Here is a 15,721-nt window from a genome sequence, read left to right on the forward strand (position 1 = left end):
CAGCACGAAAGTCCGCAGCGAAAGTTGATCGGGGTCAAGGTCAGTTCAGCCCATCTCAATCCAGCCCATGCTTCAGGCTCGCCGCAGCCGCGAAGGGGCCGATCACGAGACTGACCAGCGACAGCGCGCACAGGATCGAGAACGGCGCGCCGAACGTCATGGGTCCGACGATCGCCGCCTGCGAGGCTGCGACGCCGAAGATCAGCACCGGTATCGACAGCGGCAGCACCAGGACAGCCATCAGCAAGCCGCCACGATGCAGCGTCACCGCCAGCGCCGCACCGACCATCCCGGTAAATGTCAGCGCCGGGGTGCCGGCGAGCAGTGTCAGCGCCACAGCACCGGTTGCGACCATGTCGAGGTTGAGCAGCAGGCCGAGCACGGGTGTTGCGACGATCAGCGGCAGGCCGGCGGCCAGCCAATGCGCCAGCGCTTTCGACGCGCAGGCGAGTTCCAGCGGGGTCCGGCTCATCGTGATCAGGTCGAGCGAGCCGTCCTCGTGGTCGGCCATGAACAGCCGGTCCAGGGTCAGCAGGCTCGCCAGCAGCGCCCCCAGCCACAGGATGGCGGGTCCGAGCCGCGACAGCAGTGCCAGGTCCGGCCCCACAGCAAACGGCATCAGCACCACCACGGTCAGAAAGAACAGCACGCCAATCAACGCCCCGCCCCCGACGCGGAGCGCGATCCGGATATCCCGGCGGATGAGGGCAGACAGGGCGGTCATGCCACTGCTCCCAGAGGTGAGGAGGCAGCGTCGGCCGGTTGCCCCGGGCGAGCTGCGCTCCCTCCCCCCTTGTGGGGGAGGGCGGGGGAGGGGGGTAGCCCCGAGGAAGATGGTTCTTGGGTGCGGGCTGCTAGCAACGGAGCGCCCGCCTGCCGAACGCGAGAACCGAGAGAGTGCGCCGTGTGGCACCCCCCTCCCTGACCCTCCCCCACAAGGGGGGAGGGAACGGAGAGGGCGGAGTTCGGCCGCTTGGAAACCTGAGGGTCGACCCGAATCACGCCGCACCCCCGATCCGCAGCTCCCGCGAATCGATCCCGAGCGGGGCATGGGTGGCGGCGACGATCAGGCCGCCGCGCGCCAAGTGCCCGCGCATCAATCCGGAAAACATGTCCTGTCCCGCGACATCGAGCGCCGTGGTCGGCTCGTCCAACAGCCAGACGGGGCGGCGGACGGTGAGCAGGCGGGCCAGCGACAGCCGGCGGCGCTGGCCGGCGGACAGGAAGGCGGCGGGCAGATCGGCGGCATGGTCGAGCCCGACGGTGGCGAGTCCCTTGCCGGTGTCGAAACGCTCGCCGCCGAGAAAATCGGCCCAGAACGTCAGATTCTCCGCCACGCTCAGGGCTGGCTTCAGGGCGTCGCGATGACCCAGATAGTGGCATTGCTCCGGCAACGTCAGCTCGGCGTCACCCCCGTCCAGCGCGATCGTGCCGCTCGCCGGAATGAGCAGGCCCGCGATCAGCCTCAGCAGCGAGGTCTTGCCCGATCCGTTGCGGCCGACGACCGCCACGGCTTCGCCGGAGCCGGCCTCGAAATCGAGCCCGGAAAACACCTCGCGCCCGCCCCGCACGCAACTGACGCCGCGTCCGGAAAGCTGCATCTTGCCTCGTATCGATCCGCTCAAAGCCAGGCCTCAGGAAAACTTGGGGTAGCGTATGGGAATTTTTGGCTCGCGGATTGCCGCGGCACGATTGTGGCTGTGGCGGCGCGGTTAGAAAGCTTCTATAAGCCCGGAACTACTTGATGCAGCAACTCAACCTGCCCCTGCAAGTGACTCAGCCTGCCTACGCTGACGGTGTTAAAATACCCTGCCGGGTATAACTGACAATTGGGATTTCCTACATGACCTCGCTCGACAGCTTCAAATGCAAAAAGACCCTCAAGGTCGGCGCCAAGACCTATGTCTATTACAGCCTGCCCACGGCCGAGAAGAATGGTCTGAAGGGAATTTCGAAACTCCCCTACTCGATGAAGGTTTTGCTCGAGAACCTGCTCCGCAACGAGGACGGCCGCTCGGTCAAGAAGGAAGACATCGTTGCGGTGTCGAAGTGGCTGCGCAAGAAGTCGCTGGAGCATGAGATCGCCTTCCGCCCGGCGCGCGTGCTGATGCAGGACTTCACCGGCGTGCCCGCCGTGGTCGATCTCGCCGCGATGCGCAACGCGATGCAGAAGCTCGGGGGGGACGCCGAGAAGATCAATCCGCTGGTGCCGGTCGATCTCGTCATCGACCACTCCGTGATCGTGAACTTCTTCGGGGACAACAAGGCCTTCGGCAAGAACGTCACCGAGGAATACAAGCAGAACCAGGAGCGATACGAGTTCCTGAAATGGGGCCAGAAGGCGTTCTCGAACTTCTCCGTCGTGCCGCCCGGCACCGGCATCTGCCACCAGGTCAATCTCGAATATCTCTCCCAGACGGTGTGGACCAAGAAGGAGAAGATGACGGTCGGCAAGAAGACCGGCACCTTCGAGGTCGCGTATCCCGACTCGCTGGTTGGCACCGATTCCCACACCACCATGGTCAACGGCCTTGCCGTGCTCGGCTGGGGTGTCGGCGGCATCGAGGCGGAAGCCTGCATGCTCGGCCAGCCGCTATCGATGCTGCTGCCCAACGTCGTCGGCTTCAAGCTGAAGGGCGCGATGAAGGAAGGCGTCACCGCGACCGACCTCGTGCTGACGGTGACGCAGATGCTGCGCAAGCTCGGCGTCGTCGGCAAGTTCGTGGAGTTCTTCGGCCCCGGCCTCGACCATCTCTCGGTCGCAGACAAGGCAACCATCGCCAACATGGCGCCCGAATATGGCGCGACCTGCGGCTTCTTCCCGGTCGATGCCGCCGCACTGGATTATCTCAAGACCTCCGGCCGCGCCTCGGCGCGCGTCGCGCTGGTGCAGGCCTATGCGAAGGCGCAAGGGCTGTTCCGTACCGCCAAGTCGCCCGATCCGGTGTTCACGGAAACGCTGACGCTCGACCTCGGTGATGTCGTGCCCTCGATGGCCGGCCCGAAGCGCCCCGAAGGCCGCATTGCGCTGCCGTCCGTGGCCGAGGGCTTTTCGCTCGCGCTCGCCAGCGAATACAAGAAGGCCGAGGAGCCGGGGAAGCGCTTCGCCGTCGACGGCAAGAACTTCGACATCGGCCATGGCGACGTCGTGATCGCCGCGATCACCTCCTGCACCAACACCTCGAACCCGAGCGTGCTGATCGGCGCCGGTCTTCTGGCGCGCAACGCCGCCGCGAAGGGCCTCAAGGCAAAGCCGTGGGTGAAGACCTCGCTCGCCCCGGGCAGCCAGGTGGTGGCGGCCTATCTCGCCGATTCCGGTCTCCAGGCCGATCTCGACAAGGTCGGCTTCAACCTGGTCGGTTTCGGCTGCACCACCTGCATCGGTAATTCCGGTCCGCTGCCCGAGGAGATCTCGAAGTCGATCAACGACAACGGCATCGTCGCGGCTGCGGTGCTCTCCGGCAATCGCAACTTCGAAGGCCGCGTCTCGCCGGACGTGCAGGCGAACTATCTGGCTTCGCCGCCGCTCGTGGTCGCCCACGCGCTCGCGGGCACCGTCACCAAGAACCTCGCCGTCGAGCCGCTCGGTGAAGGCAAGGACGGCAAGCCGGTCTACCTCAAGGACATCTGGCCGACGACCAAGGAGATCAACGCCTTCATGAAGAAGTTCGTGACCGCGTCGATCTTCAAGAAGAAGTATGCCGACGTGTTCAAGGGCGACACCAACTGGCGCAAGATCAAGACGGTCGAGAGCGAAACCTATCGCTGGAACATGAGTTCGACCTATGTGCAGAACCCGCCCTATTTCGAAGGCATGAAGAAGGAGCCGGAGCCGGTCACCGACATCGTCGAGGCCCGCATCCTCGCCATGTTCGGCGACAAGATCACCACCGACCACATCTCGCCGGCCGGTTCGATCAAGCTCACCTCGCCCGCCGGCAAATATCTCAGCGAGCACCAGGTGCGTCCGGCCGACTTCAACCAGTACGGCACGCGGCGCGGCAACCACGAAGTCATGATGCGCGGCACCTTCGCCAATATCCGCATCAAGAACTTCATGCTGAAGGGCGCCGACGGCAATATTCCGGAAGGCGGTCTCACCAAGCACTGGCCCGACGGCGAGCAGATGTCGATCTACGACGCCGCGATGAAATACCAGCAGGAGCAGGTGCCGCTGGTGGTGTTCGCCGGCGCCGAATACGGCAACGGCTCCTCGCGCGACTGGGCCGCGAAGGGCACCCGTCTGCTCGGCGTGCGCGCCGTGATCTGCCAGAGCTTCGAGCGCATCCACCGCTCCAATTTGGTCGGTATGGGCGTGCTGCCGCTGACCTTCGAGGACGGCACCTCCTGGTCGTCGCTCGGTCTGAAGGGCGACGAGAAGGTCACGCTGCGCGGCCTCGTTGGCGACCTCAAGCCGCGCCAGAAGCTGACCGCGGAGATTGTCTCCGGCGACGGTTCGCTGCAGCGCGTTTCGCTGCTCTGCCGCATCGATACGCTGGACGAACTCGAATACTACCGCAACGGGGGCATCCTGCACTACGTACTACGCAAGCTCGCGGCGTAAGCGCGGATTTGTGAACGGTGGCTCACTGCGAAGTGAGTAGTAGGTTACACGAAGGCGGCCTATCACAAGGCCGCCTTCACGCGTTTGCGGCAGGCTTCAGATGGGCCCGCCCGGCACAGAACCTCCCCTTGTACGGTTCTTGGACGGACAACAAATGTGTGAGGCCCGTAAGATTACGGTGACCATCCGGCGGTAAGATTTCCCTCTCACGAGCAATGGTGTGCGGCGTTCGACATGACAACAATGACGGCTTCTCATCTGGTTTCACGCTGGTCCGGTGCCCTCTGGTCGGGAGCTCTTGGTCTCTGTGCAATCGTCGCCGTCATCCGCCCTGCCGAGGCTGATCCCCGCGCCGTTGTCGAGTTGTTTACCTCGCAGGGCTGCTCCTCCTGCCCGCCGGCCGACAAGATCATCGGCGACCTCGCCCGCGATCCCTCGATCATCGCGCTGAGCATGCCGATCGACTATTGGGACTATCTCGGCTGGAAGGACACATTGGCCGATTCGCGCTTCTCTGCACGGCAGCGTGCGTATTCGCGCATGCGCGGCGACCGCGAAGTCTACACGCCGCAGGTCGTGGTCAACGGCTCCACGCATGTCGTCGGCAGCGACCGCACCGGCATCGAAAGCGCCATCGGCAAAACCGAGACGGGCACTGGTGTGATGAGCGTGCCGGTGACGATGTCGCTCGCGGGCAAGCAGATCAACGTCTCGGTGGCCGCGAGCAAGGAGCCGACGGCGTCCCACGGCGAGGTCTGGATCTGCTCGATTGCGAAGTCGGTGCCGATCGCGATCAGTCGCGGCGAAAATCGCGGACAGCAGGTCATCTATCACAACGTGGTGCGCAATCTGCTGAAGGTAGGCGACTGGACCGGCCGCCCGGAAAGCTGGACGGTGCCGATCGAGAACCTCACGCGTGACGGCGTCGACGGTGCCGTGGTCTATGTCCAGGACGGCAGCCGGGAGAGACCGGGCCCGATGCTGGGCGCGGCGTATACGTCGCTGCACTGACGCGCACTTCGAATCTTCCGACTCAAGCACACTCTCAATCCTCATGGTGAGGAGGCGCGTCAGCGCCGTCTCGAACCATGCAGGCCCTGCTGAGGCAGCTCGGCCTCGATCCTTCGAGACGCCGCTTCGCGGCTCCTCAGGATGAGGGGAAAGAGTTTTTGCTGAGATGGTGAGATATCCGTCGAGGCAGAAACATCCCGACCCAAACAAATCGACTCAAACAAAAAAGGACCAACTCGCGTTGGCCCTCCTTGTCGTGCGAACAGACCCGATCCTGACGGCCCCGGGGGGCTGGGGGCTGAGGAATCCGGAACCGAAAGGACCGGGTCAACGCACATAGGTCTTTTCGCAACGCAGGGCGGCAGTCGCTTGGCGGAAAAGCGGCGACACTATGATTCCTGCTAACGATCCCGTGACGGTTTGCCGCGACAGAGTTCCACCGCTGCGTGTGGGCGGATTGGCTCCGATTCCAAGGTCCTTCCAAGGGCCCTTGCGGTGGGGAACAGTTGGCGCGATCATGCAACCGTCATGATCCGCGGTCGAGGGACGGTCTTCCCGGACGCGGTCATGCTGATGCGACAGGAGGCGGCCTATGAGTCTGTCGGAGGATACCGATCCGAGCGAACAGCGTGCGGCGGCGCGCCCCGCCGCTTCGAATGCGCAACTGAGCCGCGTGACGTTCAACCGGCTCGAGCTGCACCGTATTCTCAATCTCTACGGCCGGATGGTTGCCGAAGGCGAGTGGCGCGACTATGCCATCGACTTCCTCAGGGATCGCGCTGTGTTCTCGGTCTTTCGCCGCGCCTCGGAAGTGCCGATCTATCGTATCGAGAAGGATCCGCGCCTCGCGCGCAAGCAGGGCATGTACAGCGTGATCTCGGCGACGGGCTTGATCCTGCGCCGCGGCCACGAACTGGAGCGCGTGCTCCTGGTGATCGATCGCAAATTGGCGGTGGTGTAGCAGGGATCCAGTAGCCCGGATGAGCGTAGCGACATCCGGGTCTTTGCTTGCAGCGTTCCCGGGTATCGCTTCGCTCACCCGGGCTACGGGCCTTACTTCCCCGGCACGCTCTTGGCGCCCTCGCCGAGGCTCCGCTGCATCATTACCGTGTCCAGCCAGCGGCCGAATTTCAGCCCGACGCTGGGATGCGTGCCGATCATTTTGAAGCCGGCCCTGGTGTGCACGCCGATCGAGCCGGCATTGGTGGAATCCCCGATTACCGCGATCATCTGACGGAAGCCGCGTGCCTCGCATTCGACGATCAGCCGCTCCAGCAGGAGCGCCCCGATGCCGCGGCGGTGGAAGGATGGATCGAGATAGATCGAGTTCTCGACCGTGAAGCGGTAGGCCGGGCGGGGCCGGTAGGCACCGGCATAGGCGTAGCCGGCGACGCGCCCGTCGAGGATGCCGACGAAATAGGGGTAGCCGCCATCGATCAGCGTGCGGTAGCGGCGCGTCATCTCGGCAAGGTCGGGCGGCTCCAGCTCGAACGTCGCGGTGCCCTCGCGGACAGCCTGCCGATAGATGGCCGTGATGGCGGGGAGGTCGGCCTCGGTGGTGGGCCTGATATCGGGTGCGGACATGCCGCAAGATTAGAGCCTTCCCGGGGCGGCTGGAAGAGGCAACCGTGCTTCCTCATACTCCGTCCTTGCGAGAAGCCCTTGCGACGAAGCAATCCAGAAATGCACCAGCGGAGGGACTCTGGATTGCTTCGCTGCGCTCGCAATGACGGTGGGTGTTGAGAGGCTCGCCCCAAACAAAAACCCCGGCCTCTCGGCCGGGGGTTGCTGTCGTCCACTCTGGGCTGGCGCTTAGTCGCGCTGGCCGAGGAGCTGCAGGAGCAGCGTGAACAAGTTGATGAAGTTCAGGTACAGCGACAGCGCGCCGGTGATGGCCGCACGCTCTGCGATGTCACCGCCGGCCGAAGCGTAACCGTAGATGTAGTCGTTCTTCAGCCGCTGGGTATCCCAGGCGGTGAGGCCCGCGAACACCAGCACGCCGACCACCGACACGACGAACTGCAGCACCGAGCTCGCCAGGAACAGGTTCACCAGGCTCGCGATGACGATGCCGATCAGGCCCATGAACAGGAACGAACCCATTCCGCTCATGTCACGCTTGGTGGTGTAACCGTAGAGGCTGAGCGCGCCGAAGGTCGCCGCGGTGATGAAGAACACCCGGACGATCGAGGTGTGCGTGAACACCAGGAAGATCGAGGACAGCGAGACGCCCATCAGTGCCGCGAACACCCAGAACAGGATCTGGGCGGTCGAAGGAGCGAGCCGGTTGATGCCTGCCGAGATCACGAACACCATGGCGAGCGGCGCGAGCATGAACAGCCACTTCAGGGGGCTGACGAACATCGCGTAGCCGAACGGCGTCAGGAACAGCTTGCCGACCCGCACGGCTTCCGGGGTCGGAACGTCCGTCACGGCGGCCATGTAGACGCCGAGGGCGGCAAGGCCGGTGATGGCCAGGCCGATGCTCATGTAGTTGTAGATGCGCAGCATGTAGGCGCGCAGGCCGGCATCGACCGTCGCGGCGTCAACACGCCCGGCGGCCCTGCCGAAAGGAGAAGCGTAATTGCGGTCTAGGTCCGACATGGTCGAATTCCCGTTGGTTGGTCCGGTCCGGCATGAGGGTCGCCATGCCGCCGGTTCGTCAAATTCTATCTCGGATACCGATGTCTGCCGACTAAATTTTGGCTAACAATCGGGGCTCCGAACCCATTCGATATGTGGGAAACTAACACATTCGCTGCAACCGTCCACGCGCGGCTGAATGTCGCCCTTACCTGCAATCCAGACGAGCGGACGTGGTTAATCGCTGGAATCGTGCGATTTCGCTCCCGTGCCGCCGCCCGCTACCATTTGTCACAAATTCCGCAACACCGTGGCGGGCTTTTTGTTCAACGCCAGCAGGGTGCCGGCGAGCCCGAGGCCGACCGTGACGACCAAGGCAGCCGCGACCACGCCGGCTGCGCTGCCGCCCTGCCAGACGAAAGTGAGGGTCATCAGCCGGGTCACGATCATCCAGGCCGCGACGCTGCCGGCGAAAACGCCGAAGACCGCGGTGGCAAGCCCGATCAGGAGGTATTCGAGCGCATAGGCGCCGAGCAGCCGCAGCCGGGTCGCGCCCAGGGTCTTGAGGATCACCGCATCGTAGACCCGGTGGCGATGGCCGGCGGCGAGCGCGCCGCCGAGCACCAGGATCGCCGAGATCAGGGTCACCGCGCTGGCGCCGCGGATCGCGAGCGCCAGGTTGGTCACGACCGAGCCGACCGTCTCCATCACCTCGCGCACGCGCACGCTCGTCACCATCGGATAGGCGTCAGCGACCTCCTTGATGATCTTGCCGTCGCCGGCCGCATCGCCGCCGGCTTCCGTCAGCGTCGCGATGTGGGTGTGCGGCGCGCCCTTGAATGCGTTCGGCGAGAACACGAGGACGAAATTGATGCCGAGGCCCTGCCAGTCGATGCTGCGCAGATTGCTGATCTTCGCGGGGATGTCGCGGCCGAGGATATTGACCACGACCTCGTCGCCGACCTTGAGGCCGAGTCCGTCCGCGATCTTCTTCTCCATCGAAACCAGCGGCGGGCCGGAATAATCGGCGCTCCACCACTCGCCCTCGACCACTTTGGAGCCCTTCGGCAGCTCGGCGGTATAGGTCAGGCCGCGGTCGCTCTGCAGCACCCACTCGGAATCGGTGCTGGGCTTGAGCTCCTCGGCGCGGACACCACGGGCTCCGACGATCCGTCCGCGCAGCATCGGCACGTCGTCGACTTTCGCGCCAGGGGCGATCTGGCGCAGGTATGTGTTGAACTGCTCGGCCTGCGTGCTCGGAATGTCGATGAAGAAGAACGATGGCGCGTGCTCGGGCAGCGCCGCCAGGAACTGCCGGCGCAGATTGCCGTCGATCTGGGTGATGGTGACGAGCACGGCGAGCCCGAGCCCGAGCGACAGCACGACCGAGGGCGTCAGCGCGCCCGGCCGGTGGATGTTGGCAATCGCAAGTCGCAGCATCGGCCATCGCGTGCGCGGCAGCCGCCGCGCGATAGTCATCAGCAGGGCGGCAATGCCGCGGAGCAGCGCGAACACGACCACGGAGGAGGCCACGAACACCGCGGCGATGCGCTTGTCGAAGGACAGCCCGATCACGACCGCGATGAGCAGCGCGATCACGACGGCCATGAAGACGAGATAGCTCCAGCGTGGCCGATGCCATTCGGAGCTGATGGTGTCGCGGAACAGCGCCGCCACCGGCACGTCGTGCACTCGCCCGAGCGGCCACAGGCCGAAGGCAAGCGCCGTGAGCAGCCCGTAGACGAACGACAGCGCGAGCTCGTCGGCATGCACCGCCGGCACCACCGGCAGGGGCAGCAGCTTGCCGAATAGGCCGACGATCGCGAACGGCATGGCGGCGCCTAGTGCGAGGCCGATCACTGAGCCGATCGCGGCGAGCAGGAGAACCTGGGCGAGATAGATGCCGAACACGTCGCGCCCGGTGGCGCCGACGGCCTTGAAGGCCGCGATCACCTCGAGCTTGTGGTCGATATGGGCCTTGACGGCATTGGCAACGCCGACGCCGCCGACCAGCAGCGCGGCGAGGCCGACCAGCGTCAGGAACTGCGTGAAGCGGTTGATGTTGCGCTCGAGCTGCGGCGAGGCATTGGAGCGGCTGCGGACCTCCCAGCCGGCCTGCGGCGCGGCGTTGCGGGCGTCCGCGATGAAGGCGTCGGTGGCGCGCTCGTCGTTGGCGATCTCCGGCAGCTTCACACGATAGACCCAGCGCACCAGGCTGCCGGGTTGGACGAGCCCTGTCGCGCGCAGGCCCGCTTCGCTGATCAGGAAGCGCGGGCCGAAGCCGATGCCGCCTGCGAGCTTGTCGGGCTCGGCTTCGACGGCGCTGCGGATCTGGAACGTCGCAGCCCCGACGGTGACGCGATCGCCGGTCTTGAGCGACAGCCGCGCCAGCAGTGTCGGATCGGCGGCCGCGCCGAACGCGCCGTCGCGCTCCGCGAGCAACTCGGACATCGGCAGCGGCGGCGCCAGCGTCAGCTGGCCCAGCATCGGATAGGAGTCGTCGACCGCCTTCATCTCGACCAGGGCCAGCTTGCCCTCGGCCGAGCGCGCCATGCCGCGCAGTGTGGCGGCGCTCGAGACGGTGCCGCGCGAACGCAGGAAGGCGACTTCCTCCGGCTTCGCCTCGCGCTGAAACAGGACGAACGACACGTCGCCGCCGAGCAGCGTACGGCCTTCGCGGGCGAGGCCGTCGCTCAGGCTCGCCGAGACCGAGCCGACGCCAGCGATGGCCATCACGCCGAGCGCGATGCAGGCAATGAAGACGTAGAAGCCGCGCAGGCCGCCGCGCAATTCGCGCAGCGCGTAACGCAGCGACAGCGCGACGCCGTTGGGCTTCGCAAACGGTGCGGCAGCAGCACTCATGCCGGCGCCGACTGCGTGTCGATGCGCCCCGAACGGAGGCGGATCACGCGATCGCAGCGCTGCGCGAGCGAAGAATCGTGCGTGACCAGCACCAGCGTCATGCCGCGCTCGGCATGCTTGCTGAACAGGAGGTCGACGATCTGTTGTCCCGTGGCTTCGTCGAGATTGCCGGTCGGCTCGTCGGCGACGAGGATCGCTGGATCGGGTGCCAGTGCGCGGGCCAGCGCCACGCGCTGCTGCTCGCCGCCGGAGAGTTGGGTCGGATAATGATGCAGACGGTCGCCGAGCCCGACCGATTGCAGCTCCTGCGCCGCGCGCTTTGCGGCGTCGGGATTGCCCGCAAGCTCGAGCGGCACCGCGACATTCTCCAGCGCGGTCATGGTCGGGATCAAATGGAAGGACTGGAAGACGATGCCGACCTGGCGGCCGCGGAAGCGGGCCAGTGCGTCCTCGTCGAGGGCATTGAAAGGCGTGCCGTTGACCACCACCTCTCCGCTATCAGGACGCTCCAGCCCCGCCATCACCATCAGCAGCGTGGATTTGCCCGAACCTGACGGGCCGATCAGGCCGATCGTCTCGCTCCGGCCCACGCGCAAGCTGATATCCTTGAGGATGTGAACGCGTGCCGCGCCCGTACCCAATGACAGATTGACGTTGGAGATGGCGATGGTGTCGGCCGAACTGTCGGCGAGCGAAGAGGAAGAGATGCGAGTGTCCATGGTCCGGTCATATGGCAACTCCGCCCGCGCGGTCGAGAGGCGTTACGGATTGTTCATGCACATAGCCGTGTTGATGTTCGCTTTGATGACCGTCGCAAATCCGGCATGGGCTGAGGCGGCGAAACCGATCAAGCTGGTGGTTCTCGGCGATTCCCTGAGCGCGGGTCTTGGCCTCCCGGCCCAGGAAGCGTTCCCCACAAAGCTTCAAAAAGCTTTACAAGACAAAGGCATAGAGGTCGGCATGACCAATGCCGGGGTATCCGGCGACACCTCCTCGGGGGGCCGTGACCGGCTCGACTGGTCGGTCCCTGACGGAACCGACGGTGTGATCATCGAGCTCGGCGCCAATGATGCGTTGCGCGGCATCGATCCCGATTTGACCCGCACCGCGCTGACCGAGATCGTCCAGCGCCTCAAGGCGCGCAAGATCGCGGTGATGCTGTGCGGCATGCTGGCGCCGCCGAATTACGGCGCGGATTATGCTGCGCGCTTCAATTCGATTTATCCGGATCTGGCGAAAAAATTCGGCGTGCCGCTCTATCCGTTTTTTCTCGATGGTGTCGCGGCCGATGCCAAGCTCAACCAGGCCGACGGCATTCATCCGACCGCGGCCGGCGTCGATATCATCGTCAAGAATATCTTGCCTACGGTTGAGGCATTCCTTGGCACCATCGCTGAGCAACGGCGTTGAAAACCAGGCAACGCTAACCGTAATTCCCAGGGTTTTACCGGAGTAAGGCGCGCGATGCTTCGCAGGGTCACACAACTGCGATAGGAATTAGGGTACCGGTGATTCGTCGCCGGCTCTAAAATTTGGATATGATCTTGCCCTGGGATCATGCCCAAGCATCGGGAGTGCGAAACGATGCCGCGTTTGTTCACTGGTCTGGAAATTCCGGCCGAGATTGGCCAATCGCTTTCCAATTTGCGGGGCGGCCTTCCCGGCGCCCGCTGGATCGATCCCGAAAATTACCATGTCACCCTGCGCTTCATCGGCAATATCGATGGCATGTCCGCCAACGAAATCGCCTCGATGCTGTTTCGCGTCGACCGTAAGCCGTTCGAGGTCAAGGTGCAGGGTTTGCAGAGTTTCGGCGGACGCAAGCCGCGCGCGGTGGTCGCCACCATCGTGCCGAGCAAGCCGCTGATGGAATTGCAGGCCGAGCTCGAGCGCCTGATGCAGCGGATCGGCCTCGACCCGGAAGGCCGCAAGTTCATACCGCATGTCACGCTGGCCCGGCTGCACGACGCCACCGACCGTGACGTCGCCGATTATCTCTCGCTGCGTGGCTATTTTCCCAGCAAGGCATTCACGGCCGAACGGTTTGTTTTGTTCTCGTCCCGCGCCTCAACCGGCGGCGGCCCGTATGTGGTCGAGGACGCCTACGAGCTGTGTGAGTAGCGAAGCTCTCGTGCCCCGGACGCTGCGCAGCGCGAAGCGGTGCGCTGCAGAGCCGGGGCCCATTACGCGGCGATAGACGAACGGTCCTGTACGAAACAGTCGGTCCCGGCTCTGCGCAGCGTCACTGCGTGCCGCAGCGCGTCCGGGACACGGAATGCATAGCGCCCCGCCCCAATTCACGGCTTGCAATTTCCGCTCATCTCTGGCGGTAAAGAGCATGCTCTCGACCCCCAGTTCCTCATTCCGCGAGGCCTATCAGGCCCAGATCGCGTCCGGCGCGATCGAGCCCGACGCTGCGCAGGCCGAAATCGCCGACGCCTATGCCGCGCTCGACCAGCGGCTCGCCGATTACAAGCCGCCGCGCAAGCAGGGCCTGCTCAGCCGCCTGTTCAGCAGCGACAAGGACGAGGCGCCGCACGGGCTCTACGTCCATGGCGAGGTCGGCCGCGGCAAGACCATGCTGATGGATCTGTTCTTCCAGCACTCGACAGTCGAGCACAAGAGGCGCGCGCATTTCCACGAATTCATGGCCGAGGTGCACGAGCGCATCTACGATTATCGCCAGGGCATCGCGCGCGGCGAGATTGGCGACGGCGACGTCATCGTGCTGACCGCGCATGCGATCTTCGAGGAGAGCTGGCTGCTCTGTTTCGACGAATTCCACGTCACCGACATCGCGGACGCGATGATCCTGGGCCGCCTGTTCGCAAAGCTGCTGGAGCTCGGCACCGTGGTGGTCGCGACCTCCAACGTCGCGCCTGACGACCTCTACAAGGGCGGCCTGAACCGTTCGCTGTTTCTGCCCTTCATCAGGCAGATCACCGACCACATGGACGTGCTGCGGCTCGACGCGCGCACCGACTTCCGGCTGGAAAAACTTCAGGGCGTCCCGATGTGGCTGACGCCGGCAGACACCGAGGCGGACGCCGCGCTCGACCGCGCCTGGTCGAAGATGTCAGGCGGCGCCAAATGCAAGTCGCGCGATATTTCGATCAAGGGCCGCATCCTGCACGTGCCGTGCTCGGCCCACGGCGTGGCGCGCTTCACGTTCGCCGATCTCTGCGACAAGCCGCTCGGGGCATCCGACTATCTGAGGCTGGCGCACGACTATCACACCATCCTGGTCGACCATATTCCAGTGATGGATTTCTCCCAGCGCAACGCCGCCAAGCGTTTCATCACGTTGATCGACACGCTGTATGACAATGCCGTGAAGCTGATGGCCTCCGCCGATGCCAACCCGATCTCGCTCTATCTTGCCAATGAGGGCAACGAGGCCAACGAGTTCAAGCGCACCGCGTCGCGCCTGATCGAAATGAGCTCGGAATCCTATCTGGCGCTGCCTCACGGCCGCAAGGATTCCACCGCCAGCGGCTCGACCAAGGGCTTGGTCGAGACTTAAGTCCTATTTGCCAGCGCTGTCATTCCGGGCTCGGCGCTTCCCCAAGCCCCGGAATGACAAGGTTGCGCTTGAATACGCGGCAAGCCCGACAATTGGGCAACCCGTGACTTGAACGGGGGAGGCGAAAGGGATAACCACCCGTCTCAGTTTTCCCCTCCTTACGTGTCTAAAGGACAGGCTCACATGGCGCGCGACAAGATTGCTTTGATTGGCTCCGGTCAGATCGGCGGAACGCTGGCTCATCTCATCGGCCTGAAAGAGCTGGGCGACGTGGTGATGTTCGACATCGCCGAGGGCGTGCCGCAGGGCAAGGCGCTCGACATCGCGCAGTCCTCGCCGGTCGACGGCTTTGACGCGCACTACACCGGCGCGAACTCCTACGAGGCGCTCGACAACGCCAAGGTCTGCATCGTCACCGCCGGCGTGCCGCGCAAGCCCGGCATGAGCCGCGACGACCTCCTCTCCATCAACCTCAAGGTCATGGAACAGGTCGGCGCCGGCATCAAGAAGTACGCTCCCGACGCCTTCGTCATCTGCATCACCAACCCGCTCGACGCGATGGTCTGGGCCCTGCAGAAGGCCAGCGGCCTGCCGCACAAGAAGGTCGTCGGCATGGCCGGCGTGCTGGATTCGTCGCGCTTCCGCTACTTCCTGGCCGACGAGTTCAACGTTTCGGTCGAAGACGTCACCGCCTTCGTGCTGGGCGGCCATGGCGACACCATGGTGCCGCTGGTAAAATACTCCACCGTCGCCGGCATCCCGTTGCCCGATCTCGTCAAGATGGGCTGGACCTCGCAGGCGCGCCTCGACGAGATCGTCGACCGCACCCGCAACGGCGGCGCCGAGATCGTCAATCTGCTCAAGACCGGCTCGGCCTTCTATGCTCCGGCGGCTTCCGCGATTGCGATGGCCGAGAGCTATCTGCGTGACAAGAAGCGCGTGCTGGCCTCGGCCGCCTACCTGAACGGCGAATACGGCGTGAAGGACATGTATGTCGGCGTGCCCGTCGTGATCGGCTCCAAGGGCGTCGAGCGCGTCGTCGAGATCGAGCTCGTCGGCAAGGACCGCGAAGCCTTCGACAAGTCGGTCGGCGCAGTGCAGGGTCTGGTTGACGCCTGCAAGAAGATCGCGCCCGATCTTCTGGGCCGCTAAACCCAACATTCCCCGCCGAAGATCGA

General features: G+C 64.6%; 13 protein-coding genes. 7 read left to right on the forward strand and 6 right to left on the reverse strand.

Annotated features, from left to right (window positions below; all coding sequences use genetic code 11):
* Positions 1-55 precede the first annotated feature (55 nt).
* Together ccmB and ccmA are read right to left on the reverse strand one after the other, a co-directional pair.
* Positions 56-724, reverse strand: a complete 669-nt coding sequence (gene ccmB / locus RX329_RS01825; RefSeq protein ID WP_085348232.1) for a heme exporter protein CcmB — start codon at positions 722-724, stop codon at positions 56-58.
* A 274-nt stretch (positions 725-998) separates the two neighbouring features.
* Complete coding sequence (ccmA, locus tag RX329_RS01830; protein ID WP_085348699.1) at positions 999-1,601, reverse strand: heme ABC exporter ATP-binding protein CcmA; 603 nt, start codon at positions 1,599-1,601, stop codon at positions 999-1,001.
* Between the two features lie 242 nt (positions 1,602-1,843).
* Here ccmA and acnA point away from each other — a divergent pair, with 242 nt between their 5' ends.
* The 3 genes from acnA (at position 1,844) to RX329_RS01845 (ending at position 6,536) form a co-directional block, all read left to right on the forward strand.
* Positions 1,844-4,564, forward strand: coding sequence for an aconitate hydratase AcnA (gene acnA, locus RX329_RS01835; protein ID WP_018459820.1), 2,721 nt, complete (start codon positions 1,844-1,846; stop codon positions 4,562-4,564).
* 234 nt (positions 4,565-4,798) lie between these two features.
* Positions 4,799-5,575 carry a DUF1223 domain-containing protein gene (locus RX329_RS01840; protein ID WP_085348698.1) on the forward strand — a complete coding sequence of 259 codons (777 nt, stop codon included), beginning with the start codon at positions 4,799-4,801 and terminating at the stop codon, positions 5,573-5,575.
* Positions 5,576-6,167: 592 nt separating this feature from the next.
* Positions 6,168-6,536 (forward strand): DUF2794 domain-containing protein, encoded by a 369-nt coding sequence (locus RX329_RS01845; protein WP_018459822.1) that lies wholly within the window; start codon positions 6,168-6,170, stop codon positions 6,534-6,536.
* Between the two features lie 92 nt (positions 6,537-6,628).
* Here the strand turns inward: RX329_RS01845 and RX329_RS01850 are convergent, their stop codons facing one another.
* The 4 genes from RX329_RS01850 to RX329_RS01865 form a co-directional block, all read right to left on the reverse strand.
* Positions 6,629-7,159 (reverse strand): GNAT family N-acetyltransferase, encoded by a 531-nt coding sequence (locus tag RX329_RS01850; protein WP_085348697.1) that lies wholly within the window; start codon positions 7,157-7,159, stop codon positions 6,629-6,631.
* A 228-nt stretch (positions 7,160-7,387) separates the two neighbouring features.
* Positions 7,388-8,179: a Bax inhibitor-1/YccA family protein gene (locus RX329_RS01855; protein WP_007598855.1), complete on the reverse strand. Its 792-nt coding sequence runs from the start codon at positions 8,177-8,179 to the stop codon at positions 7,388-7,390.
* A gap of 270 nt (positions 8,180-8,449) precedes the next feature.
* Positions 8,450-11,020 (reverse strand): ABC transporter permease, encoded by a 2,571-nt coding sequence (locus tag RX329_RS01860; protein WP_085348696.1) that lies wholly within the window; start codon positions 11,018-11,020, stop codon positions 8,450-8,452.
* A complete protein-coding gene (locus tag RX329_RS01865) occupies positions 11,017-11,739 on the reverse strand; it encodes an ABC transporter ATP-binding protein (RefSeq protein ID WP_018459825.1) in 723 nt (240 codons plus the stop codon). Before RX329_RS01865 ends, RX329_RS01860 begins: the two co-directional genes overlap by 4 nt.
* A gap of 55 nt (positions 11,740-11,794) precedes the next feature.
* Here RX329_RS01865 and RX329_RS01870 point away from each other — a divergent pair, with 55 nt between their 5' ends.
* The 4 genes from RX329_RS01870 to mdh all read left to right on the forward strand — a co-directional run bounded on the left by RX329_RS01870 (position 11,795) and on the right by mdh (position 15,695).
* Positions 11,795-12,430, forward strand: a complete 636-nt coding sequence (locus tag RX329_RS01870; protein WP_026233885.1) for an arylesterase — start codon at positions 11,795-11,797, stop codon at positions 12,428-12,430.
* A 174-nt stretch (positions 12,431-12,604) separates the two neighbouring features.
* Positions 12,605-13,141, forward strand: a complete 537-nt coding sequence (gene thpR / locus RX329_RS01875) for an RNA 2',3'-cyclic phosphodiesterase (protein WP_007598862.1) — start codon at positions 12,605-12,607, stop codon at positions 13,139-13,141.
* Between the two features lie 217 nt (positions 13,142-13,358).
* Positions 13,359-14,543: a cell division protein ZapE gene (gene zapE / locus RX329_RS01880; RefSeq protein ID WP_085358295.1), complete on the forward strand. Its 1,185-nt coding sequence runs from the start codon at positions 13,359-13,361 to the stop codon at positions 14,541-14,543.
* A 183-nt stretch (positions 14,544-14,726) separates the two neighbouring features.
* Positions 14,727-15,695, forward strand: a complete 969-nt coding sequence (gene mdh / locus RX329_RS01885) for a malate dehydrogenase (RefSeq protein WP_007598869.1) — start codon at positions 14,727-14,729, stop codon at positions 15,693-15,695.
* Positions 15,696-15,721 lie beyond the last annotated feature (26 nt).

The sequence above is a fragment of the Bradyrhizobium sp. BWC-3-1 genome (assembly GCF_032917965.1).
GTDB classification, from domain to species: domain Bacteria; phylum Pseudomonadota; class Alphaproteobacteria; order Rhizobiales; family Xanthobacteraceae; genus Bradyrhizobium; species Bradyrhizobium canariense_D.